Raw genomic sequence first — 23,665 nt, 5'->3', positions numbered from 1 at the left:
CGTACCCCTCGACCATGCGCCCGTCCGGCCCGTCGCGGAACGGCCGGGCGCCAAGCGTGACAGCACCCGGACATTCCCGGGACGGTTCCCCGACGCACGGGGCGGACTCGCCACCGAAGGGGTGAGGGTCACGCCCCGCGGCCCTCCCGGCCGGTACAGGTGGAAGCCACAATCCACCCCATACCGGGAGGTTCTCCCCGTGTCGCTGCGCTCCTCGTCCCTCCGCACCGCGCTCGGCGCCGCCGCCGGTGCCGCGCTGCTCCTGCTCGGCTCCGCCGCCGCGGCCCCCGCGGCCACGGCGTCCACCGCCCCGTACGAGGTCGTCACCGTCGACTCCGTGGGCCGCGTCGCCGCCGACGGCACCGTGACGCTCACCGGCACCTACCGCTGCCTCGCGGCCACCGGGCCGGTCTTCGTCAGCTCCTCGCTGCACCAGAGCCCGTCCACCGTCCGCTACGGCATCGGCGGCACCCATGCGGTGTGCGACGGCCTGCTGCACCGCTGGGAGAACACCGGCACCGTGCCCGCCGACACCTTCACGGCCGGCGCCGCCGACGTCGAGGCCACCCTGATGGAACTGCGGCCCGTGGGCGGCCTGCCCCTGCCCGCGTTCCACGCGGTCCAGCGCCAGGACATCACCCTCGTCGACGGCTGAACCGGCGGCCGCCTGCCGGTCGCGGGCAGGCTGCCCGCCCACGGTCCTGCCGACCACCGGCCTGGACCGGCCGGGACGCACACCGTCACCCTGGTGCCATGGTCACTCTCCACCACACGGTGCTGCTCGCCCCCGTCTCGCTCACAGCTCCGTGGCCGGCCAGTCCAGCAGCCGGGCGCCGATGACCGCCGTCTGCAGCATGTAACGGTGCGCCGGGTCCGCCGGGTTGGCGCCGGTCAGGGAGCGGATGCGTTCCAGGCGGTAGGTCAGCGCGCGCACGCTCAGGGACAGCCGGCGGGCCGCCTCCGCGGCGACGCACCCGGAGTCGAAGTACGCGGTGAGCGTGTGCAGCAGCGGCAGCGGGCCGCCGCGGGCCGTGGTCAGCGGGCCCAGCGTGTTGTGCACCAGGTCGGCCATGGCCTGGCGGTCGCGGGACAGCACCGGGTAGACGAGCAGGTCCCCGGCGCGCAGCACCGGATCGTCCAGCCCCAGCCGTTCGGCGATCTCCAGCGTGCTGAGCGCCTCCTCGTACGACTGGACGACCCCGCCCGGGCCCGTCCGCGCGCGCCCGATGGCGACCTGGCCGCCGTCGGTGGCGGCGTGCGCCTGCTTGGCGAAGTGGTTGAGGATCTCCTCGTGGTGTCCGGGCGCGATGCAGAGCAGCCGCCCGTCCTTGGTGGTGAGCAGGATGTTCCGGTCGTCGAACCGTGAGATCAGGGCGAGTTCCACCCGGCGGGCCACCGGGTCGCCCTCGTCGTAGGCGACGGGACCCTGGGCCACGGCGACCGCGTGGGCGTGGCCCAGCCGCAGGCCGAAGCGTTCGGCGCGTTCGGCGAGCCGGCCCAGGTCGCTGCGGCCGTGCAGCAGGTCGTCGATGAACTCCCGCCGGGCCGCCTCCTCCTGACGGACCGCCATGCGCTGGGCCCGCTCGTAGCCCTCGGCGAAGGCGTCCACCACCTGCTGGACGGCGGCCAGCGCCGCGGCGGGCGAGTCGGAGCTGTGCGGCCAGGCATCCCGCGCGGCCGACAGATGGGCGCTGACCAGGCGGCGCAGTCCGAAGCCGGCCTCGGCGGCCCGTTCCCCCAGGGTTCGCCGGGAGGCGATCTCGTCCCGGGTGAGGCGGCGGCCCGTGGCCGCGACCTCGGTCAGGATCTGGGCATAACCTTCGAGATAGTCCTCCGGAATCTCGCGATCCGCCACTGTGCCCCCTCGATCTTGACGCGCCTCTGACGCGTTCCTGACGCGGTGTTGGCGCGTCCCCGGCATGCAGACACTAGTGAACATTGCCGGGATCCGGCAATGCGCCAGTGGATCAGCGTCGGGCATCATGGACCGCGGGGAGCACCGCGGACGGTTCCGGTGCCGGGCACCGGCAGGTGCGGGTACCGGAACCGGAATCGCCCGGTGCCGCCGGGCGGTGCCGGCCGAGAGGTGCACCGCGGACGCGCGCGGCGAGCGCGAAGACGGAGCGGGACGACGAGCGGGACGGAGGGGGGCCGGGAATGCGCGTACTGATGGAGACCGCCACCGGCCTGCCGGTCCTGCTGTTCACCGCCGCCCTGGTCGTCGCCGGCTGCTTCTGGCTCCTGGTCGCCCTCGGACTCACCACCGCCCGCGCCTTCGACGCGGACGCGGACGTGCGGGCCTGGGGGATGGGCGGGGCCCCGGTCGCGGTCGTGCTCTCCCTGCTGACCCTGATCGCCTGGCTGCTCGCCATGGGCGCCGCCGTCCTGCTCGCCGCGTTCGGCCCGGCGGGCTCCGCAACCGGACTGCTGCGCCTGCCGGTTGCCGCCGGTGCGCTGTTCGCCGCCTGGCGGCTCACCCGCTTCTTCGTCCGGCCGCTGCACCGGCCCTGCCCCGACGAACCCGGGCCGTCCCGGTCCGTCCGAGCGCTCGACGGGGACCGGGGCGGCCTGCCGCACGCGCCGCGTGACGGGGCCGACGCTCCCGTGACCCGCGTGCCGCACGACCGCGCCGCCTGAGCCGCACTCCGGCCGCACCACCGAACCGCTTCCCGCCCCCGCGGGCGGCGCCGGGCCCTGCCCGCGTCCCGCCACGCCCGTACGGGCCCCGACACCGCTCCACCACCGCATTCGTTCCCACCCCAGCTCCCAAGGACGTGTCCCATGGATGCAGCCACCGTGGGCATCGCCGTAGTCACCGGCGTCTGCCTGCTGTTCGTACTCGTCGCCCTGCTCGTCGTCTCGAAGCTGTTCCGCAAGGTGGAACAGGGCAAGGCCCTCATCGTCTCCAAGATCCGCAAGGTCGACGTCACCTTCACCGGCCAGGTCGTCCTGCCGGTGCTGCACAAGGCCGAGGTCATGGACATCTCGGTGAAGACCATCGAGATCACCCGGGCCGGCAAGGAAGGACTGATCTGCAAGGACAACATCCGCGCGGACATCCGCATCACGTTCTTCGTCAAGGTCAGCAAGACCGTGGAGGACGTCATCCGGGTCGCCCAGGCGGTGGGCACCGCCCGCGCCAGCGACCGTGACACCCTCCAGGAGCTGTTCCACGCGAAGTTCTCCGAGGCGCTGAAGACCGTCGGCAAGCAGATGGACTTCACCGACCTCTACACCAAGCGCGAGGAACTGCGGTACCGGATCATCGAGGTCATCGGCGTCGACCTGAACGGCTACCACCTCGAGGACGCCGCGATCGACTACCTGGAGCAGACGCCGCTGAACCAGCTCGACCCGGGAAACGTGCTCGACGCCCAGGGCATCCGCAAGATCACCGAGCTGACCGCCGTGGAGCACATCCGCACCAACGAGGCCCAGCGCGGCGAGGAGAAGGAGATCACCCGGCAGAACGTCGACGCGCGCGAGGCGATCCTGGAGCTGGAGCGCCGGCAGACCGACGCCGAGATCAAGCAGCGCCGCGAGATCGAGACCGTACGGGCCCGTGAGGAGGCCGAGACCGCCCGGGTGGTGGAGGAGGAGCGGCTGCGTGCGCAGAGCGCCTTCCTGCAGACCGAGGAGACGCTCGGCGTGCAGCGCGAGAACCAGGCCCGCGAGGTCGCCGTGGCCGCCAAGAACCGCGAGCGGGTCATCGCCGTGGAGAGCGAGCGCATCGAGAAGGACCGCCAGCTGGAGGTCATCGCCCGCGAGCGGGAGACCGAACTGACCAGGATCGCCGCCGAGAAGGAGGTCGAGGCGGAGAAGCGGGAGATCGCCGAGGTCATCCGGGAGCGGGTCGCGGTGGACCGCACCGTCGCCGAGCAGGAGGAGTCCATCAAGCGGCTGCGGGCCGTCGAGGAGGCGGAGCGCGAGCGCCAGGCCGTGATCATCGCCGCCGAGGCCGAGGCGCAGGAGAAGCTGGTCAAGGACATCAAGGCCGCCGAGGCCGCCGAGCAGTCCGCCACCCACCGTGCCGCCGAGGAACTGACCCTGGCAGAGGCCCGGTTGAAGACCGCCGACCTGGACGCGCGGGCCAAGCTGCGGGCGGCCGAGGGCATCCAGGCGGAGGCCGCGGCCGAGGGTCTGGCCGCCGTCCAGGTCCGCGACAAGGAGGCCGAGGTCATCGAGAAGGCGGGCCGCGCCGAGGCCGAGGCCACCCAGGCCCGGATGCGCGCCGAGGCCGAGGGCGCGCGCGCCAAGGCCCTCGCCGAGGCGGAGGCCGTCGGCGAGAAGCTCCGCGCGGAGGCCGCCGGCCTCACCGAGAAGGCCGCGGCGATGGCCGCCCTGGACGAGGCGTCCCGCGGACACGAGGAGTACCGGCTGCGCCTGGAGGCCGAGAAGGACGTCCGGCTGGCCGGCCTGGAAGTGCAGCGGCAGGTCGCCGAGGCACAGGCCACCGTCCTGGCGACCGGGCTGGAGAACGCCGACATCAACATCGTCGGCGGGGAGTCCGTCTTCCTCGACCGTCTGGTGTCCTCCATCGCGCTCGGCAAGGGCGTCGACGGGTTCGTCAAGAACTCCGAGACGGCCCAGGCCCTCGCCGGGCCGTGGCTGGACGGCACGGCCGGCTTCACCGACGACCTGACCCGCATCCTCTCCTCCGTGTCGACGGCCGACGTACAGCACCTCACCGTCTCCGCCCTGCTGATGAAGCTGATGCAGGCCGGCGGCGAGAACACCGGTCGGTTCGAGGAACTGATCGCCAAGGCTGGTGAGTTGGGACTCGCAGACACTCCGCTGGCCGCCCTGAACGGCCACGCCCGGGCCTGACCACCACCGATCGGGAGCCGCCGCACAGGGGACGGCGGCTCCCGGTCGTCCCACCCGAGAGGCAGCCATGACCACCGGCACCCACGAGACGGCCACCGCTCCCGGCACGGCGGACCCGCACACCCACGAGCCCACGGGCACCGCCACCCGCCACGACGGCGACAACGCCCCGGCCACGCCCGCCGGCACCCCCCGCACGGGCGGCAACGACAAGGCCGACGGCGGCGCTTACCAGGTGCTGCGCGACCGCCTCAACGCCGAGGCCGCCGAACTCGCCCGCCGCGCCGAGACGTTGAACCGGCGCCGGATCGAGGAGTTCGGCTCCGCCGGGCTGCGCCTGGCCGGCACCGAGCGGCTGCGCACCGAGCGCACGAGCGTGCCCGCCGACCTCGTCGCCGTGGGCGACGCCCTCCTCTTCGGCTACCGTGCCCGGCCCCGCCCGGAGGACGGCACCGCCGTCGGCGACGTCCTCGCCCTGCACGACCGCGACCTGAACCGGCTGCCCGAGGACGCCGTGCCCGGGCTGCTCGACGACCCCGCGTTCGTGCGGGAGTTCGCCGCCCTGCACCGCTACTACCGCGAGGCACGCCTGCTGCGGCTGCGCCGCGTCGACGGCAAGCTCCTCGCCGTCTTCCAGACCGGTGAGAAGGCCGAGGACATCCGCGTCCTGCGCTGGTCGGTCACCGCCGACGGCCGGGTCGCCTTCCTCGACGCGCGCGGCGACCGCGACCACGCCCGCACCCCGGCCCCGGACATCGAGTGGACCCGCACCACCCGCGAGGACCACGTCCTCGGCCGCCACCCGCACGTCTCCGTCCTCGGCGAGCTGTTCGTCGACACCCTCGGCGGCACCCTCACCGTCAAGACCGGCAACGACACCGAGAGCCCCGACGGCATCCACAGCGAGCCCGTCGACGAGCCGCTGCAGTCCCTCGCCGACGCCGAGATCTCCCACGCCCGGGTCGGCGCCCTCATCCTGCTGCGTGTCCTGCCCTACAAGGAGACCGCGCACCGCCACCTCGTCTTCAACACCCTCACCCGGACCGTCGTCCGCCTCGACGGCATCGGCCAGGGCTGCCGCCGCCTGCCCGCCGACCAGGGCATCGTGTTCCCCGGCGGCTACTGCCTGGCGGCCGGCGCCCACAAGACGTACGACCTCGACACAGGCGGCATGGAGTTCGAGCGCGAGGTGCGCTCGCCCAACGGCGAGGACGTGCTGTACGCCTTCCACGCCCCCGCGCGCGGCCGCGGCCTGCTGCTGTCGTACAACGTGATCCGCGAGGAGGTCGCCACCCCCCTGACCGGCCACGGCTGGGCGCTGTCCGACGACGGGCAGCTCACCCTGCTGCGTCCCGACGGCGACGAGCCCGCCCGCGTCCACCCGGTCCAGGTGTGGCACACCCCCTACGTCTCCGACACCCACGCGGCCGCCCAGCCGCCCGGCGACGGCCCGCTGGCCCGGCTCGGCAACGCCGACCTGGTGCGCGGCATCTCCGACTGCCTGTCCCTCGCCCGCTCCGTCGCCGAGACCACCCCCACCACCGAGGTCTACGAGGCCCTGGTCACCGCCTGCCTGCGCACACTCGACGCCCACCACTGGCTCGGCGACGGCGAACTGGGCGACCTGCGCTCCCCGCTGGAGCGGATGCGCACCACCGCCGGGCAGGTGCTGGCCGAGTTCGAGACCGTCCGCGCCCTCACCCGCCGCGCCGCCGACGCCCTCGACGAGGCGGCCGGCCGGGTCGCCGCCGTGGTGCGCCGGCTGCGCGGCGAGCAGCCCCGCGAGGCGTCCGCCTGGGTCACCGGACTCACCGAACTCCGCCAGGCCCAGGGACACCTGCTGACCCTGAAGGACATGCGGTACGCGGACCGCGCCCGCATCGACGAACTGGCCGCCGGCGCCGAGGCCGACCTCGCCTCGTTCGGCCGGCGCGCCGTCGCCTTCCTCGCCCGCGAGGACGCCTTCGAGGGGCACCACGCCGACGTCGAACGCCTCGTCGCCGACGCGGAGGCGATCACCACCGCCGCCGAGGCCGTCCCGGTCGCAGGCCGCCTGGAGGAACTCGCCGACGGCCTGCGGACGGTCACCGAGGTGGTCGCCTCCCTCGACATCGCCGACACCACCGTCCGCACCGCCGTCCTGGAGCGCGTCGCCGAGGCCCTCGGCGGCGTCAACCGGGCCCGCGCCACCCTCGACACCCGCCGCCGCGCCCTGCTGGAGAAGGAGACCCGCGCCGGCTTCGCCGCCGAACTCGCCCTGCTCGGCCGGACCGTCACCGGCGCGCTGGCGGCGGCCGACACCCCCGAGGCGTGCGACGACCAACTGGCCCGCGCCCTCGCTCAGCTGGAGGTCCTGGAGTCCCGCTTCGCGGAGTCCGACGACGTCCTCGGCGAGCTGATGGAGCAGCGCACCGAGATCCACGACGCGTTCACCGCCCGCCGGCAGAGCCTCACCGACGCCCGCGCGCACCGCGCCGAGCAGCTCGCCGCCGCAGCGGAGCGCGCCCTGGAGGCGATCGCCCGGCGCTGTGCCGCCCTGCCCGACGCGGACGCCGTCAGCACCTACTTCGCGTCCGACCCGCTGATCGTCAAGGTCCGCCGCACCGCCGACGACCTGCGCGCACTCGGCGACCCGGGACGGGCGGAGGAACTCGACGGCCGCATCCGCACCGCCCGCCAGGAGGCCGACCGCGCCCTGCGCGACCGCACCGACCTCTACGCGGACGGCGGGCGCGCCGTCCGGCTCGGCGGCCACCGCTTCACCGCCACCACCCAGACGCCCGACCTCACCCTCGTCCCCCAGGGTGACGGCCTCGCCTTCGCTCTCACCGGCACCGACTACCGGGCCCCCGTCACCGACCCCGCCCTGACCGCCGCCCGGCCCTACTGGAACCGGCGCCTGCCGTCCGAGTCGCCCGAGGTCTATCGTGCCGAACACCTCGCCGCGCGCCTGCTCCACACGCACGGACCCGACGCGCTGAGCGGCACCGACGACCTCGCCGCCCTGGTGCGCGGCGCCGCCGAGGAGGCCTACGACGAGGGCTACGAGCGCGGGGTCCACGACCACGACGCCACCGCGATCCTCACCGCCGCCCTGCGCCTGCACGCCACCGCGGGCGCCCTGCGCCACGAGCCCGCCGCCCGCGCCGCCGCCCTGCTGTACTGGGCCCACGGCACCACCCCGGAGCAGCGGGCCGTCCTCACCCGCCGCGCCCGCTCCCTGGCGCGCGCCCGGGACGCCTTCGGTCCCACCCCCGCGCTCGACCACCTCCGGTCGGAGACCGAGCACGCCATTGCGGGGTGGCACGACGACGACACCGTGCCCGCCGGGGCGTGCGCCGCCTACCTGCTGGAGGAACTGACCACCGGCCCCGAGGGCTTCGTGCTCTCCGCCCGGGTCCGCAGCCTGCTCGACGCCTTCCGCCGCTCGGTCCCGGCCGACGCCTACGAGGAGGACCTGCCCGCGCTCGACGACCTGACCGCGCGCCGCCGGCTCGTCGAGGCCTGGCTGTCCGCCTACACCGCGTCCACCGGCGCCGACGTCACCCCCGGCGACCTCGCGGAGGCCGTGGCCGCCGAACTGTGCCCGGACCTGCCGCGCCACGTGTCCGACGCGCCCCTGACCACCACGGTGGAGGGGCTGCTCGGCACCCACCCGCGGATCACCGACCGCCGGCTCACGCTCCGCCTCGACGAGTTCCTCGCCCGCACCCAGGACTTCCGGGAGCGCGACCTGCCCGCGTTCCGCGCCTTCCAGCGCCGCCGGACCGAACTGGTCGCCGCCGAGCGCGCCCGGCTGCGGCTGGACGACCACCGGCCGCGCGTGATGGCGTCGTTCGTGCGCAACCGCCTGGTCGACGAGGTGTACCTGCCGCTCGTCGGCGACAGCCTCGCCAAGCAGCTCGGCACCACCGGCCAGGACGGCCGCACCGGCACCGGGGGCCTGCTGCTGCTCCTGTCCCCGCCCGGCTACGGCAAGACCACGCTCATGGAGTACGTCGCCCACCGGCTCGGCCTGGTGCTGGTCAAGGTGAGCGGCCCGGCGCTGGGCCACGCGGTCACCTCCCTTGACCCGGCGGAGGCCCCCAACGCCACCGCGCGCCAGGAGATCGAGAAGATCAACTTCGCGCTGGCCGCGGGCAGCAACACGCTCCTGCACCTCGACGACATCCAGCACTGCTCGCCCGAACTGCTCCAGAAGTTCATCCCGTTGTGCGACTCCACGCGCCGCGTGGAGGGCGTCTGGCAGGGCGAGCCGCGCACCTACGACCTGCGCGGCAAGCGGTTCGCGGTGTGCATGGCCGGCAACCCCTACACCGAGTCGGGTGAGGCGTTCCGGGTGCCGGACATGCTCGCCAACCGCGCCGACGTGTGGAACCTGGGCGACGTCCTCACCGGCAAGGAGGAGGTGTTCGGCCTGAGCTTCGTGGAGAACGCGCTCACCGCCAACCCGGTCCTCGCCCCGCTCGCCGGCCGTGACCGCGCCGACCTCGGCCTGCTGCTGCGGCTGGCCGGGGGCGACCCCACCGCCCGCGCCGACCGGCTCTCCCACGCCTACGCGCCCACCGAACTCGACCGCGTCCTGGCCGTGCTGCGCCACCTGCTCACCGCCCGCCGCACGGTGCTGGCCGTCAACGCCGCCTACATCGCCTCCGCCGCACAGGCCGACGAGGCCCGCACCGAACCGCCGTTCCAGCTCCAGGGCTCGTACCGCAACATGAACAAGATCGCCCAGCGGATCCAGCCGGTCATGAACGAGGCCGAACTCGCCGCCGTCGTCGACGACCACTACACGGCCGAGGCGCAGACCCTCACCACGGGCGCGGAGGCGAACCTGCTGAAGCTGGCCGAACTGCGCGGCACGCTCACCCCGGCGCAGGCGGCCCGCTGGGCCGAGGTGAAGGCCGCCCACGTCCGGACCGGCATTCTGGGCGGGCCGGACGACGACGCGCTCACGCGCGCGATCGCCGCGCTGGCGGTGCTGGGGGAGCGGATCGCGGCGGTGGAGTCCGCCATCACCCGCGCGGCGGACCCGCGCCGCCTCCTGGCCGGCCCGCCGGCGCCCCCGCCGGCCGGGCGGGAGGAGAGGGGCTGAACCCCGCCCGCGCGCCCGGGGACCCCTCCCGGGGGCGCGGGCACCGTCGAGCCGGGGCGGCCGCGCGGCGGGGGTTCGTCGCGCGGCGGACGGTCGCTCGCGCCCCGTCAACTCCGGCCAAATCTGCACGACAAGACCGCACGTCAGAGGTTTATCCACGCGCGTAGTTGAAATGTGCACCTCAGTATTCGGGCAATACGGATGACTTCCCGCGCGACGGTTACCGAGCGGTATCCCCGCCTGCTACAACCGTGCTTGCTCCCTCAACTACCGGTGCAAGTTACGCGCGTGAAGGGTGGATACACGTGTCAGTGCGTTCCCTCGCGGCTTCTCTGGCGACCCTCCTGCTGGGCGCCGCCACCGTCCTCGGCCTGGCGCAACCCGCCTCGGCGGCCGGACACCACTACGTCGCCCTCGGCGACTCCTACTCGTCCGGCGTCGGCGCGGGCAGCTACACCTCCGAAAGCGGTGCCTGCAAGCGGAGCACCAAGGCGTACCCGCAGTTGTGGGCCAACGCCAACTCCCCGTCCTCCTTCCGCTTCGTCGCCTGCTCCGGCGCCACCACGGCCGGCGTCTCCAGCGGCCAGCTGGGGGCCCTGACCGCTTCCACCACGCTCGTCAGCGTCTCGGCGGGCGGCAACGACATCGGCTTCGCGGACGTCATGCAGGCCTGCGTGCTGCAGAGCGAGGCCACCTGCGTCAGCCGCGTCGACACCGCCGTCTCCCAGATGCAGAACTCCCTGCCCGGCAAGCTGGATTCGCTGTACAGCGGCATCCGCGCCCGCTCCCCGCAGGCGCACGTCGTGGTCCTCGGATACCCCCGCTTCTACAAGCTGTCCGGCAGCTGCATCGCGGGCCTGACCGAGACCGAGCGCGGCGCCATCAACAACGCCTCCGACGTCCTGAACGGCGTGCTCGCCAAGCGCGCGGCCAACGCCGGGTTCACCTACTCCAGCGTGGTCGACGAGTTCACCGGGCACGAACTGTGCTCCGGCGACGCCTGGCTGCACAGTGTGACCATCCCGATCACCAACTCCTACCACCCCAAGGCCGTGGGCCAGTCCAGCGGCTACCTGCCCGCATTCCGCTCCGCCCTCTAGGAGGCCGTCCCGCGCGACGCCGCCCGGCCGCCCGGGCCGGTCCCGTCGGCCAGGGCGGCCAGCTCCTCCGGGGTGCGCGGACCTGCGGACGCGTCGGCCAGCAGGCCGCGCGTCCGCAGGAGGTGACCGGCCGCCACGCCCCACGGCAGCCGCAGACCGGCCGCCCGCAGCAGGTCCGTGCGGGACAGCAGGCCGGCGACCGGCCCGGTGCTCACCCCCGACGGGGTGAGCACGGCCGCGTCGTCGGCCCAGCGCAGGGCGAGGTCCACGTCATGGGTGGCCATCACCACCGTGGTGCCCGCCCCGCGCAGCCCGTCGAGGGTGGCCAGCAGCCGCTCCTGGCCGTCGGGGTCGAGGCCCGCGGTCGGCTCGTCCAGGATCAGCACCCGGGGCCGCATCGCCACCGCCCCCGCGATCGCCGCCCGCTTGCGCTGCCCGTAGGACAGCAGATGGGTGGGCCGGTCGGCGAGGCCGGTGATGTCCAGCGCGGCCAGCGCCTCCGCGACCCGGCCGCGCACCTCGGCGTCGGACAGCCCGAGGTTCAGCGGCCCGAACGACACGTCCTGGCCGACGGACGCGGCGAACAGCTGGTCGTCCGGGTCCTGCACCACCAGCTGCACGGCCGTCCGCAGCCGGGTCAGCCCGGCCCGGTCGTACCGCACCGGCTCACCGGCCAGGATCAACTCCCCGGTGTGCGGGCGCAGTCCGCCGCTGAGCAGCCGCATCAGGGTGGTCTTGCCGCTGCCGTTGCGGCCCAGCAGGGCCAGCGCGCGCCCGCCGCGGACGTCGAAGTCGAGGCCGCTGAGCACGGGCGGGCCGTCCTCGTAGGCGAAGGAGACGCCCCGCAGGGCGACCAGCGCGGACTCGCTCAAGACAGCGGCCTCTCCAGGACGAGGGTCAGGGCGGCCAGCGCCGCCAGCAGGGCCAGGCTCGCGGCGGTGAAGCGCACCGAGATCCGCGCCTCGGGCACCAGCACGCGCAGGGTGCCGTCGTAGCCGCGTCCGGCCAGCCCGGCCTGCAGCCGCGCCGCCCGGTCGAAGGACCGGACGAACGCGGTGGCGCCCAGCCCGCCCAGCGAACGCCAGGTCGCCGCCCGGGTGGTGTGCCCGAGCCGGGCGGCCTGCGCCTCGCGGACCCGGCGCACGGAGTCGAGCAGCAGGAAACTCATGCGGTACGTCACCAGCGCCACGTCGACGAGCGGGGCCGGGACCCCGGCCCGCACCAGCCGGGGCAGCAGGTCGGACAACGGAGTGGTGAAGGCGAACAGCAGCACGCCCAGCGAGGCCGCGGAGGTCCGCAGCAGCAACTCCGCAGCCCGCTGCGGCCCGTGGGGCGCCGCCGAGACGAAGCCGCCGGGCCCGCCCACCTGCACGAGCAGCGGGAGTGCACCGGTGACGCAGAACGCCAGCGGTACCCGGTAGGCGCGCCACAGCCGCCGGCCGGGCACCCGGGCCGGTCCCAGCAGCACCGCGAGCGCGGTGACCAGCACGAGGGCCGCGCCCGGCCAGGGCGGCAGCGAGACGGCCAGCACGGTGAGCCCGAGGCCGAGCACGGCCTTGTCCACGGGATGGCGGCGGCGCCAGCGGCTGCTGTGCGCCGCCGCGTCGATCGGCAGCATCCGGGATCAGACCGGCCGCTCGCCGTCGGCGCCCCGGGAACCGGCCGGCGCGCCGGCCGGGGCGCCGGTGTCCGCCTCCGGGGTCGCCGACGCCCGCTCCTCGCCCTGCCGCCGGCCCCGCCGCAGCCCGAAGTAGTACGCGAGGACGCCCGCGCCGATCGCCGCCTGGAGGGCGAACAGCGCCGACTCGACCTCTCCGGACGGCGGTTCGTACAGCGGCGAGAACCACGGCTCGTAGTCCGGGTCGATCTCGGTGATCGCCGTCTCGGCTTCGGCGTCCGCACCCGCGAAAGGCTCCTCCTTGTGGTCCCCGAGCCCGAGCGCCAGCGGCAGCACCGCGAGCGCGGCGACCACCAGCAGCAGCAGCGCGTTGATCCGCGTGTTCCGGTTCACCGGGCCACCGCCTCGGAGGCCGCGTCGGACGTCGTGCGTCCGGCCCGCGTCACCAGCACGCCGAGCCGGGTCAGTTCGCCCCTGCTGGACTGCACCAGCAGCCGCATCACCAGCACGGTCAGCAGCCCCTCGCTCACTGCCAGCGGGATCTGCGTGACGGCGAAGACGGAGCCGAACGTGCCGAGCGCGCCCAGGACTCCGCTGCCCGGGTCGGGGAAGGCGAGCGCCAGTTGCACGCTGGTCACGCAGTACGTCGACAGGTCGGCGACGAACGCGGCGGCGAACACCGCGCCCATCAGGGGCACGTCCGCGCGGCGCAGCAGCCGGTAGACGCCGTACCCGGCCCACGGTCCGACGACCGCCATGGAGAAGACGTTCGCGCCGAGCGTGGTCAGCCCGCCGTGGGCCAGCAGCAGCGCCTGGAACAGCAGGGTGATGGTGCCCAGGACCGCCATGACCGGCGGCCGGAACAGGATCGCGCCCAGCCCCGTACCGGTGGGATGGGAGCAACTGCCGGTGACCGACGGCAGTTTCAGCGCGGACAGGACGAAGGTGAACGCTCCCGACGCGCCGAGCAGCAGCGTGCTCTCGGGATGGCTCCGGACTTCACGGACGAGCGACCGGGCTCCGTGGACGACGAACGGCGCCGACACGGCACCCCAGGCGACCGCGTGCGCCGGAGGAAGGAAACCCTCGGCTATGTGCATGGCTCAGCAGACCCTCTCCAGCACCTCGTGGATGGTTGACGCGCCTTGGCCGGTCTCCTGGCTGACGGGTACCACCGCCCGTGCTCCGCCTTCCCGGGTCCGAGGACCCAGTGGCTGCCCGTGGGGGCAGGAGCAGGACTTCCCGATCACAGTGGCGAGGGCCGCACCGGTGTCGCACCGGATTTCCCGTCACCAAGGCGTGGTGACAGTAGTCCCCGTGCCCGGCCGGTGACAAGCGGTCACGGGGGCGCACGCACGGCGCCCGCCCTCCCTGCGGCACGCGCCCCGGAGCGGGGGAGCGTGCGGGCGACTGGGGGGAGCCGGTACCGGGCAGGTTCTTCCTGCAACTAATATGCAACAACGATGATCGGTCAACTGGGATGTGAGGTTCGATGACGACCCGACGCGCACGGAGCGCCGCCGTCGCCGCAGTGACGGCCTGCGCGCTCGCCGCCTGCTCGGCCCCCGGAAGCGGCGGTGCCGACGGTGGCGGGTCCGCCGACGCCGTGGTGATCGGGGTCTCCACCGAACCCGACACCCTGAACCCGCTGCTCGGCTACGGCAAGGACGGCAACTCGAAGATCTTCGACGGGCTGCTGGCCCGCGACGCGGAGATGAACCTGAAGCCCGCGCTGGCCAAGGCCCTCCCCGAGATCAGTGAGGACGGCCGCACCTACACCTTCACCCTGCGCGACGACGTCAAGTTCACCGACGGTGAGCCGCTGACCAGCGAGGACGTCGTCTACACCTACCGCACGGTGCTCGACGGCAAGACCAACAGCACCGCCAAGAGCGAGCTGGACGCGATCAAGGAGGTCCGGGCCGACGGCGAGCACAAGGTCGTCTTCACCCTCGACTACCCCTACGCCGCCTTCGCCGCCCGCACCGTGCTGCCCATCGTCCCCGAGCACGTGGCCGGGAAGCAGGACCCGAACACCGGCTCCTTCAACACCCGGCCGGTCGGCACCGGACCCTACGTCCTCGCCGACTGGCGCAAGGGAGAAAAGCTCACCTTCAAGGCCAACCCGGACTATTGGGGCGGCGCCCCGAAGGTGAAGAAGCTCACCATGGCGGTCATCGCCGACGACGACGTCCGCGCCACCCGGCTGCGCTCCGGTGATCTCGACGGCGCGACACTGCCGCCCAACCTCGCCGCCACCTTCAAGAACGACGACGACCGCACGACGTACCGGGCCACCTCCTACGATTTCCGCGCGGTCACCCTCCCCACCGAGAACCCCGTCACCCGCGACACCGCGATCCGCCGCGCCCTCGACCTCTCCGTCGACCGCAAGGCCATGGTCGACAAGATCCTCGACGGCGCCGGCCGCCCCGCCTACGGCCCGCTCCCCGTCGACGACTCCTGGTTCGCCGAGGACATCCAGCGGCCGCGCGACCTCGCCGGAGCCAAGAAGCTCCTCGACGACGCCGGCTGGAAGCCCGGCCAGGACGGCATCCGCACCAAGGACGGCCGCCGTGCCGCCTTCACCCTCTACTACCCCTCCGGCGACAAGGTCCGCCAGGACCACGCGCTCGCCTACGCCTCCGACGCCAAGCAGGCCGGCATCGACGTCAAGGTCGAGAGCGGCACCTGGGAGGTCATCGAGCCCAGGATGAAGCAGGACGCCGTCCTCGCGGGCTTCGGCAGCACCGGCGACCCCGACTTCGGCCTCTACACCCTGCTGCACTCCTCCCTCGCCGGCGACGGCTTCAACAACATGGCCCGCTACGACGACCCGGCCGTGGACAAGGCCCTCGACACCGGCCGCCGCACCCGCGTCCAGGCCGACCGCAAGGCCGCCTACGACGACCTCCAGCGCGCCCTCGTGAAGAACCCCGGCTACACCTTCCTCACCCACATCGACCACCTCTACGTCCTCGCCGACCGCTGGGACGGCCTCACCACCCAGACCGAGCCCCACGAGCACGGCTTCGCCAGCGGCCCCTGGTGGAACGTCGAGGACTGGACGCCGAAGAAGTGAGCAGGCTGCCCTGGGCGGCGATGGGACGCCTCACGGCACGGCGGGCCCTGTTCGCCGTGCCCGTGCTCCTCGTCGTCACCTTCGGCGTGTTCGCGATCGCCGCCGCCTCCCCCTTCGACCCGGTCAAGGCGTACGCGGGCACCGCCGCGCTCGGCGCCGACCAGGAGACCCTGGACCGGCTGCGGGACAACCTGGGCGTGGACCGGCCGCTGACCGCCCGCTGGTGGGAATGGCTGACCTCCGCGGTCACCGGCGACCTCGGCCAGTCCACCGTGATGCGCCAGCCCGTCGCCGAGGTCATCGGCGAACGGCTGGTGTGGTCGACGCTGCTGTGCACCGTCGCCTTCGCCGTCGCCGTCCTGCTCGGCACCCTGCTCGGCGTGCTGGCCGCCCGCCGCCCCGGCTCCGTCCTCGACCGCGCGGTCACCTCCGTCGCCTACTCCCTGGAAGCCGCCCCGGTCTTCTGGATCGCCCTGCTCGCCATCTGGCTGTTCGCCCTGAAACTGGACGTCCTGCCGGCCGGCGGCCTCACCGACACCGGCAGCGACCACGTCACCGCCGGACAGCTCGCGAGCCACCTCGTGCTGCCCGCCGGCGTCCTCGCCGTGTCCCAGCTTCCCTGGTTCACGCTCTACGTCCGCCAGGGCGTCGGCGACGCCCTCGCCGAGGACCCGGTGCGCGGCGCCCGCGCCCGCGGCCTCGCCGAACGCACCGTGCTCCTCGGCCACGCCCTGCGCTCCGGACTGCTGCCCGTGCTCACCCTGATCGGCTCCCGCGTCCCCGAACTCATCACCGGCGCCCTGCTGGTGGAGACCGTCTTCAGCTGGCCGGGCATCGCGGCGGCCACCGTCGAGGCCGCCACCGCCGTCGACTTCCCCCTGCTGGCCGCGCTCACCACCCTCGCCACCGCCGCCGTCCTCGCCGGGAACCTGCTCGCCGACCTGCTGTACGGACTGACCGACCCGAGGGTGAAGCTGGATGAGATGTGATCCCCATGGCTGACACCACCCTGGAGAAGACGCCGCCGGCCGGACGCGTCCGGCGCCCGCGCGGCGCCGCCCGCCGCTCCACCCACACCCTCCGGCTGCGGGTCTCCGCGACCCTGGTCGCCCTGACCGTGCTCGCGGTGCTGCTGGTCCCGCCCCTGGTCCAGCTCGACCAGCAGAGCGTCGACCTCGGCGCCAAACTCCTGCCGCCCGGCTGGGCGCACCCCTTCGGCACCGACGACGTCGGCCGCGACCTGCTGCTGCGCTGCGTCTACGGCCTGCGGGTCTCCCTGCTCGTCGGCCTGGTCGCCGCGCTCACCGCCACCGTCATCGGCACCGCCGTCGGCGCCACCGCCGGAGCCCTCGGCGGCTGGGCCGACCGCATCGTCATGCGCGTCGTCGACGCCGTCGCGTCGGTCCCGCACCTGCTGCTCGGCATCTTCATCGTCGCCATGTTCCGGCCCGGTGTCTGGCCCGTGGTGGTCTCCGTCGCCCTCACCCACTGGCTGTCCACGGCCCGCATCGTGCGCGCCGAGGTGCTGTCCCTGCGCTCCCGCCCCTACATCGACGCGGCCGTCTCCGGCGGCGCCTCCCGGTGGCGGGTCGCGCTGCGCCACCTCCTGCCCGGCGTCCTGCCGCAGGCCGGACTCGCCGCCGTGCTGATGGTCCCGCACGCCATGTGGCACGAGAGCGCCCTGTCCTTCCTCGGCCTCGGCCTGCCCCCGCACACCGCCAGCCTCGGCACCCTCATCCAGGGCGCCCGCGGCTCGCTGCTCGCCGGACAGTGGTGGCCCACCCTGTTCCCCGGCCTCTTCCTGATCATCCCCACCCTCGCCATCGCCGGGCTCGCCGGAGTCTGGCGGGAACGGATCAACCCCCGCCGCCGATCGGAGCTCACGCTGTGACCGCGTCACCCCCCGTGCTGTCCGTCCGCGGCCTGTCCGTGCGCTTCCTGATGCCCGGCGGGCATCAGGTCCCCGCCGTCACCGACGCCCACTTCGACGTCGCCCCCGGCGAATGCCTCGCCCTGGTCGGCGAGAGCGGCTGCGGCAAGTCCGTCCTGGCCTCCGCCCTCCTCGGCCTGCTCCCCGCCAACGCCCGCACCACCGGCTACGCCCACCTCGGCGACCTCGACCTGATCACCGCCGACGAACGCACCCTGGCCCGCACCGTCCGGGGCCGCCGCATCGGCCTCGTCCCGCAGAGCCCCGCCGCGCACCTCACCCCCGTACGCACCATCCGCGCGCAGACCGAGGAGGCCGTCGCCGAACTCACCGGCGTCCGGGGCCGCGCGGCCCTGCGCAAGGCCGCCGAACAGGCCGCCGCCCGCGCCGCCTTCCCCGCCGACCACCTCGACCGCTACCCGCACGAACTCTCCGGCGGCCTCGCCCAGCGCGCCGCCACCGCCCTCGCCCTGATCGGCGACGCGCCCCTGCTCCTCGCCGACGAACCCACTACCGGCCTCGACCGCGACCTGGTGGACCGCACCGTCGACGAACTGCGCCGCCACGTCGACGCCGGGCAGGGCCGCGCCCTGCTGATCATCACCCACGACCTGGCCGCCGCCGCCCGCGTCGCCGACCGGGTCGCCGTCATGTACGCCGGCCGCATCGTCGAACTCACCCCCGCCGACACCTTCTTCGGCACCCCCGGCCCCCGCCACCCCTACAGCCGCGGCCTGCTGGACGCCCTCCCCGACCGCGCCTTCACCCCCATCCCGGGACTGCCCCCCGAACTCGGCAGCCTGCCCGACGGCTGCGCCTTCGCCCCCCGCTGCGACCGCGCCACCGACGCCTGCGCCACCGTCCCGGCCCTGGCCGCGTCGGTCGCCTGCCACCACCCGGTCCCGGCCCGCACCCCGGAGGACGCCCGTGCTTGAACTGCGCACCGTCACCGCCGGATACGACCGCCGCGCCCCCGCCGTCCGGGGCGCCTCCCTCACCGTCACCCCGGGCGAGGCCGTCGGCCTGCTCGGCCCCAGCGGCTGCGGCAAGTCCACCCTCGCCCGGGTCGCCGCCCTCCTGCACCGCCCCGACGCCGGGACCGTCCTCCTCGACGGCACCCCCGTCCGCCACTGGCGCCACCGGGCCCCGCGCGCCGCCCGCACCGCCTTCGGCGTGGTCTTCCAGCAGCCCCGGCTCTCCGCCGACCCCCAGCTGCGCCTGAGCGACCTGATCGCGGAACCCCTGCGCGCCACCGGGCGCCGCGACGAGGTCCCCGCCCGGGTCCCCGAACTCGCCGACACCGTCGGACTCACTCCCGACCTGCTCACCCGCCGCCCCCACGAGGTCAGCGACGGCCAGCTCCAACGCGCCTGCCTCGCCCGCGCGTTGATCCTCCGGCCGCGCATGCTCATCTGCGACGAGATGACCGCCATGCTCGACGCCTCCACCACGGCGGCCCTGGTCGCCGTCGTCGAGGACTACCGCGCGGCCACCGGCGCGGCCCTGCTCGCCGTGGGCCACGACCACGTCCTCCTCGACCGCTGGTGCGACCGCACCGTGCACTGGGACACCGTGACCGCCCCCGCCAGGACGGCCGTCGGAGGGGCCCTCACCGCCCCCTAGGCGTGCTGCCGCTCCCCTTCACCACGGGCCCCGGTACCGCGGCCCCACGGGCTCCGCCGCCGCCCTCACAGCGTGACGTCGGCCCACTGCGCGAGCAGGTCGTCGTCGTCCGCCGGCCCGGCCGGCTCGCCGCTGCCGCCGTCCAGCAGCTGCTCGGTCCAGATGACCTTGCCGGCCGGCGTGTACCGCGTGCCCCAGCGCTCCGCGTACCGGGCGACCAGGAACAGCCCGCGCCCGCCCTCGTCCGTGGTCGACGCGTACCGCAGATGCGGCGAGGTGCTGCTGCCGTCGGATACCTCGCAGATCAGGTGGCGGTCCCGGAGCAGACGGACATGGATGGGCGACGTGCCGTAGCGGATGGCGTTGGTGACCAGTTCGCTGAGGATGAGTTCGGTGGCGAAGCCCGCCTCCGTCAGGTCCCACGCGTCCAGCTGCCGGGCGACCTCCGACCGGACCCGCGACACCGCGGCCGGCTCCTGCGGCACGTCCCAGTCGGCCACCTGGTCGGCGTTCAGCACCCGCGTACGGGCCACCAGCAGCGCCACGTCGTCGGTGGCCCGGTCCGGCGGCAGGGCCTCCAGGACGGCCCGGCAGGTCTCCTCGGGCGCCCGGCCGGGCTGGGCGGCCAGCGCACCCTGCAGGATCGCCAGCCCGACGTCGATGTCCCGGCCGCGCTTCTCCACCAGCCCGTCCGTGTAGAGCACCAGCTGACTGGCCTCGGGCACCTGCACCTCGGCGGCCTCGAAGGGCAGCCCGCCCAGGCCCAGCGGGGGACCGGCGGGCAGGTCCAGGAAGACGGCGGTGCCGTCCGGGTGGACCAGCGCGGGCGGCGGATGCCCGGCCCGCGCCATCATGCAGGAACCGGACGCCGGGTCGTAGACCACGTACAGACAGGTCGCCCCGATGAGGGTCTCGTCCTCGTCATGGCCCGACTGCTCCCGGTCGAGCCGGGCCACCAGGTCGTCCAGCCGGGCCAGCAGTTCGTCCGGCGCCAGGTCGAGCGTGGCGAAGTTGTGCACCGCTGTGCGCAGCCGGCCCATGGTGGCCGCCGCGTGCAGCCCGTGCCCCACCACGTCACCGACCACCAGGGCCACCCGGGCACCCGACAGCTCGATCACGTCGAACCAGTCGCCGCCCACCCCCGCCTGGGCCGGCAGATAGCGGTGCGCCACATCGAGCGCGCTCAGCTCCGGCAGGTCCCGCGGCAGCAGGCTCTCCTGGAGCGTCACCGCCATCGCGTGCTCCCGCGTGTACCGGCGGGCGTTGTCCAGCGCCACCGCGGCCCACGCGGCCAGCTCCTCCGCGAACGCCATGTCGTTCTCGTCGAACGGCTTCTCCCACTGCGACCGCCAGAAGTCCACCACGCCCAGCAGGGTGCCGCGGGCCCGCAGCGGCACCGTGATCAGCGATCCGGCGCCGTGCGCCAGGACGTTCGCGGCCTCCTCCGGGTCCCTCGCCTGCCACTCCTCGGCCGTGGCCAGGTCCGCCTCCAGCACCGCCCGGCCGGTCTCCACGCAGCGCGCCTGCGGAGTGCCGGGACGGAAGCGGACCTGCCCGCCCGGCGCCACCAGCGGCCGGTCGGCCTCGATGCCGCTCACGGCGGCCCGGCGCATGACGGAGGCCACCCGGGGCGGCTCCTCCCCGCGCAGCACCTCCTCGGCCAGCTCGACGGTGACGACGAACGCGAACCGCGGCACCGCCACGTCCGCCAGCTCCTGGGCGGTCTTCTGCACGTCCAGGGTGGAACCGATCCGGGCGCCCGCGTCGTAGAGCAGGGTCAGCCGCTCCCGGGCCACCTCCGCCCGGCCCGACAGGGTCCGCAGCTCCGTCGTGTCCCGGAGCGTCACCACGCTCCCCGGCCGCCCGGTGTGGGGGGAGGGGGCCGTACGGCGCTTGTTGACGGCCAGCAGCCGGCCGCCCGCCTGGTGCACCTCGTCGGTCAGCGTCTCGTCCGAGGTCAGCACGTCCACCAGCTCCGGGTCCAGGCCCAGACCGTCCACGTCGTGCTGCTCGGCGTCCGGCGGCAGGTCCAGCAGCCGCCGCGCCTCGTCGTTGGCCAGCACCAGCGACCCGTCGTCGTCCGTGATCAGCACGCCCTCCCGCACCGCGTGCAGCACCGCGTCGTGGTGGTCGTACATCTGGGTCATCTCCACCGGCCCCAGCCCGTGCGTCTGGCGCAGCAGCCGCCGGCTGACCAGCGCCGTGCCGGCCGCGCTCAGGGCCAGCGCCCCGACCGCCGCCCCCACCAGCACCGGGAGCTGCGTTGCCGCCATGCTCGCCACCTGCTTCACGGTGATCGAGACCGCGACCGTGCCGACGACCGTGCCGTCCGGCTCGGTGACGGGGACGTAGGAGGCCACGGCGTCGCCCCGGGTGGTGTGGAAGCTCTCCGTCCGCGGGTCGCTCGGCAGGTTGAGCGCGTTCGGATCGAACTCGCCGATCTCCGCGGGGTCGGGATGCGTGTAGCGGACCCCGGTCGGCGAGAGCACCACGATCAGGTCGACCCCGCTCTCCTTGCGGATCCGCTCGGTGAGGGGCTGGAGCTCCGCCGTCGGGTCCGGCCCGGTGAGGGCCTCCGCCGTGGCCGGGGAGTAGGCGAGCGTCTTGGCGATGTCCATCGACCGCAGCCGGGCGTCCTGGGTGCTGTCCCGGCGCGCCTGGAGCAGCAGCGCGGCCAGCGCGGCGGCGATGACCAGGGTCACGACGAGCACCTGGAGCAGGAACACCTGGCCGGCCACGCTGCGCACCCGGAACAGCGACCGGAGCCTGCCCGTGGGTGGTCCCTGCGGGCCGGAGCGGTCACCGCCCCGCCCCCGTTCCCCGGTCCGGCCCCGCCGCCGACCGGGTTCCGCCGTCTGCTCCCTCCGGCCGCCGAAGAGACGGGGCGACAGAACCGGAGGGCGCCGGGAGTACCCGCTCACTGCCCCATGTCCCTCCTCCCGAGCGTCCCTGACCTGCACCGAACCGAAGAAAGCCCTTCGCAATGCTCACGAATGTGTCAACGGTACTCTTTCCGGGCGACAGCGTCGTGCTGCGACCGCATCGCGGTGAGGGGGCGAGGGCGGGGCGGAGGACCGTGCCGGTCCGGCGGGGGCCGGGGCGTGGGGGAGGGCCGTGCCGGTCCGGCGGGGGCGGGCCTGGAGGAGGGACCCTTGCCGGTGTGGTGGCCTCGGGCGTGGGGCACGCCCCTGGGGTCTTTCGTTTGGATCAGGACGGATGAGGGAGCGGGGTCCGGTGATGGGGGTACCTCCCACGCCGTTCGGGCAGTGGGGGAGCGTCGCAAGGCGGAGGAGGGCGGCAGGGCGGAGCCCTGACAACCGACGACAACGCGGCGAGGGGCGGTGCCGGGGCCCGCGAGCCCGTCCTGATCCAAACGAGAGGCCGGACGCGGCCCCGCCCCCGGATCCCGCGCCTGCCCCGGACCGGGCCGCCGGCGCCGCCCCCGGCCCCGCCGCTCAGGTCCCGGCCGCGGCGGCCGACGCGAGGGACTGCACCGCGCGGGCCACATGCGGTTCGACGCGGTCCCGCCGGACCGCCACGAGTTCGACCGGCGGCACCCCGTGCAGCGGCAGCCACACCACCCCTTCGAGCGCGAGCGCCCGGGCCGGCTCCGGCAGCACCGCCAGCCCGAGACCGGCCGCCACGAACGTCACCAGCGTCGACGTCTCGGCGACCTCCTGCACGGCCCCCGGCGCGACCCGCGCCTCGGACAGGGCCCGCGCGGCCACGTCGAACATGGCGGACCGGCCGCCGCCCGGATGCGTGAGCAGGGTCGCGCCCGCCAGGTCCCGGACGAAGGCCCGGCGCCGCCGCGCCAGCGGATGCTCGTCCGGCACCGCCAGCACGAGCCGGTCGGACCGCAGCCGGGTGACGACGACGCCCGACCGGTCGGCGGGGGGCCGCATCAGCCCCAGGTCGATGGTGCCGTCCCGCAACGCCGCGACCTGGTCCGCGGTCAGCATCTCCCCCCGCACCGCCAGATCCACCGACGTCAGCTCGGCCCGCAGGGCGCGCGCGAAGCGCGGCAGCAGCGAGTACGTGGCCGAGCCGACGCAGCCGACCACGAGACGCCCCTCCAGGCCCGCCTCGATCCGGCGCGCGTCCTGCTTGGCCCGCTCCACGCGCGCCAGCACGTCCCGCGCGTGCCGCAGATACGCCTCACCGGCGGCGGTCAGCGCCACCCGGCGCGTGGTCCGCTCCAGCAGCCGGGCCCCCACCGACTCCTCCAGCCCGCGCACCGCCTGGCTGAGCGGCGGCTGCGCCATGTGCAGCCGCTCAGCGGCCCGCCCGAAGTGGAGCTCCTCCGCGACCGTCACGAAGTAACGCATCCGGCGCAGCTCATCAGTCATATGCGACAGGATATCAATCAGCGGGATTTTGATATTTCCCC

At 74.4% G+C, this 23,665-nt stretch carries 17 protein-coding genes and 1 riboswitch; of the genes, 10 read left to right on the top strand and 7 right to left on the bottom strand.

The window, feature by feature from the left end; all coding sequences use genetic code 11:
* The first annotated feature begins 199 nt into the window (after positions 1–199).
* Positions 200–655 carry a DUF6299 family protein gene (locus ACIRPP_RS12620; protein ID WP_403640923.1) on the top strand — a complete coding sequence of 152 codons (456 nt, stop codon included), beginning with the start codon at positions 200–202 and terminating at the stop codon, positions 653–655.
* Positions 656–796: 141 nt separating this feature from the next.
* On the opposite strand, the gene ACIRPP_RS12615 is transcribed toward ACIRPP_RS12620, so the two are convergent.
* The gene (locus tag ACIRPP_RS12615; protein ID WP_403640920.1) at positions 797–1,855 is read right to left on the bottom strand and encodes a PucR family transcriptional regulator; all 1,059 of its coding nucleotides are present in this window, start codon (positions 1,853–1,855) and stop codon (positions 797–799) included.
* Between the two features lie 302 nt (positions 1,856–2,157).
* Here ACIRPP_RS12615 and ACIRPP_RS12610 point away from each other — a divergent pair, with 302 nt between their 5' ends.
* The 4 genes from ACIRPP_RS12610 (at position 2,158) to ACIRPP_RS12595 (ending at position 11,022) form a co-directional block, all read left to right on the top strand.
* Positions 2,158–2,637, top strand: a complete 480-nt coding sequence (locus tag ACIRPP_RS12610) for a hypothetical protein (protein ID WP_403640919.1) — start codon at positions 2,158–2,160, stop codon at positions 2,635–2,637.
* Between the two features lie 144 nt (positions 2,638–2,781).
* Complete coding sequence (locus tag ACIRPP_RS12605; RefSeq protein ID WP_403640916.1) at positions 2,782–4,827, top strand: SPFH domain-containing protein; 2,046 nt, start codon at positions 2,782–2,784, stop codon at positions 4,825–4,827.
* Positions 4,828–4,894: 67 nt separating this feature from the next.
* A complete protein-coding gene (locus ACIRPP_RS12600) occupies positions 4,895–9,922 on the top strand; it encodes a DNA repair ATPase (RefSeq protein WP_403640913.1) in 5,028 nt (1,675 codons plus the stop codon).
* 305 nt (positions 9,923–10,227) lie between these two features.
* A complete protein-coding gene (locus tag ACIRPP_RS12595) occupies positions 10,228–11,022 on the top strand; it encodes an SGNH/GDSL hydrolase family protein (RefSeq protein WP_403640911.1) in 795 nt (264 codons plus the stop codon).
* Here the strand turns inward: ACIRPP_RS12595 and ACIRPP_RS12590 are convergent.
* From ACIRPP_RS12590 to ACIRPP_RS12575, 4 genes are read right to left on the bottom strand one after another with little or no spacing between them, the layout of a single operon-like run.
* On the bottom strand, positions 11,019–11,894 hold the full coding sequence (locus ACIRPP_RS12590; RefSeq protein ID WP_403640908.1) for an energy-coupling factor ABC transporter ATP-binding protein: 876 nt from the start codon (positions 11,892–11,894) through the stop codon (positions 11,019–11,021). The genes ACIRPP_RS12595 and ACIRPP_RS12590 overlap by 4 nt on opposite strands.
* A complete protein-coding gene (gene cbiQ / locus ACIRPP_RS12585; protein ID WP_403640906.1) occupies positions 11,891–12,640 on the bottom strand; it encodes a cobalt ECF transporter T component CbiQ in 750 nt (249 codons plus the stop codon). The genes ACIRPP_RS12590 and cbiQ overlap by 4 nt, the downstream gene beginning before the upstream one ends.
* Positions 12,641–12,646: 6 nt before the next feature.
* A complete protein-coding gene (locus ACIRPP_RS12580; protein ID WP_403640903.1) occupies positions 12,647–13,033 on the bottom strand; it encodes an energy-coupling factor ABC transporter substrate-binding protein in 387 nt (128 codons plus the stop codon).
* Positions 13,030–13,740 carry an energy-coupling factor ABC transporter permease gene (locus tag ACIRPP_RS12575; RefSeq protein ID WP_403640900.1) on the bottom strand — a complete coding sequence of 237 codons (711 nt, stop codon included), beginning with the start codon at positions 13,738–13,740 and terminating at the stop codon, positions 13,030–13,032. The genes ACIRPP_RS12580 and ACIRPP_RS12575 overlap by 4 nt, the downstream gene beginning before the upstream one ends.
* A gap of 29 nt (positions 13,741–13,769) precedes the next feature.
* A riboswitch (cobalamin riboswitch) is annotated at positions 13,770–13,952 on the bottom strand.
* 180 nt (positions 13,953–14,132) lie between these two features.
* Here ACIRPP_RS12575 and ACIRPP_RS12570 point away from each other — a divergent pair.
* Genes ACIRPP_RS12570 through ACIRPP_RS12550 form a run of 5 tightly spaced genes read left to right on the top strand, consistent with a single transcriptional unit; the run spans position 14,133 to position 19,275 of the window.
* Positions 14,133–15,722, top strand: coding sequence for an ABC transporter substrate-binding protein (locus ACIRPP_RS12570; RefSeq protein WP_403640897.1), 1,590 nt, complete (start codon positions 14,133–14,135; stop codon positions 15,720–15,722).
* A 20-nt stretch (positions 15,723–15,742) separates the two neighbouring features.
* Positions 15,743–16,711 carry an ABC transporter permease gene (locus tag ACIRPP_RS12565; RefSeq protein WP_403641211.1) on the top strand — a complete coding sequence of 323 codons (969 nt, stop codon included), beginning with the start codon at positions 15,743–15,745 and terminating at the stop codon, positions 16,709–16,711.
* 5 nt (positions 16,712–16,716) lie between these two features.
* A complete protein-coding gene (locus ACIRPP_RS12560; protein WP_403640894.1) occupies positions 16,717–17,613 on the top strand; it encodes an ABC transporter permease in 897 nt (298 codons plus the stop codon).
* Positions 17,610–18,587, top strand: coding sequence for an ABC transporter ATP-binding protein (locus ACIRPP_RS12555; RefSeq protein ID WP_403640891.1), 978 nt, complete (start codon positions 17,610–17,612; stop codon positions 18,585–18,587). The genes ACIRPP_RS12560 and ACIRPP_RS12555 overlap by 4 nt, the downstream gene beginning before the upstream one ends.
* Entirely contained in the window at positions 18,580–19,275 is a 696-nt protein-coding gene (locus ACIRPP_RS12550) for an ABC transporter ATP-binding protein (protein WP_403640888.1), read from the top strand. Before ACIRPP_RS12555 ends, ACIRPP_RS12550 begins: the two co-directional genes overlap by 8 nt.
* Positions 19,276–19,340: 65 nt before the next feature.
* On the opposite strand, the gene ACIRPP_RS12545 is transcribed toward ACIRPP_RS12550, so the two are convergent.
* Both ACIRPP_RS12545 and ACIRPP_RS12540 read right to left on the bottom strand, forming a co-directional pair.
* On the bottom strand, positions 19,341–22,013 hold the full coding sequence (locus tag ACIRPP_RS12545) for a SpoIIE family protein phosphatase (RefSeq protein ID WP_403640885.1): 2,673 nt from the start codon (positions 22,011–22,013) through the stop codon (positions 19,341–19,343).
* Positions 22,014–22,730: 717 nt separating this feature from the next.
* Positions 22,731–23,624: a LysR substrate-binding domain-containing protein gene (locus tag ACIRPP_RS12540; protein WP_403640882.1), complete on the bottom strand. Its 894-nt coding sequence runs from the start codon at positions 23,622–23,624 to the stop codon at positions 22,731–22,733.
* Positions 23,625–23,665: the final 41 nt, after the last annotated feature.

Source organism: Streptomyces sp. NPDC101219 (genome assembly GCF_044767675.1).
GTDB lineage: Bacteria > Actinomycetota > Actinomycetes > Streptomycetales > Streptomycetaceae > Streptomyces.
Note: the sequence above shows the minus strand (reverse complement) of the source record. Positions and strands in the feature narration are given on the sequence as shown.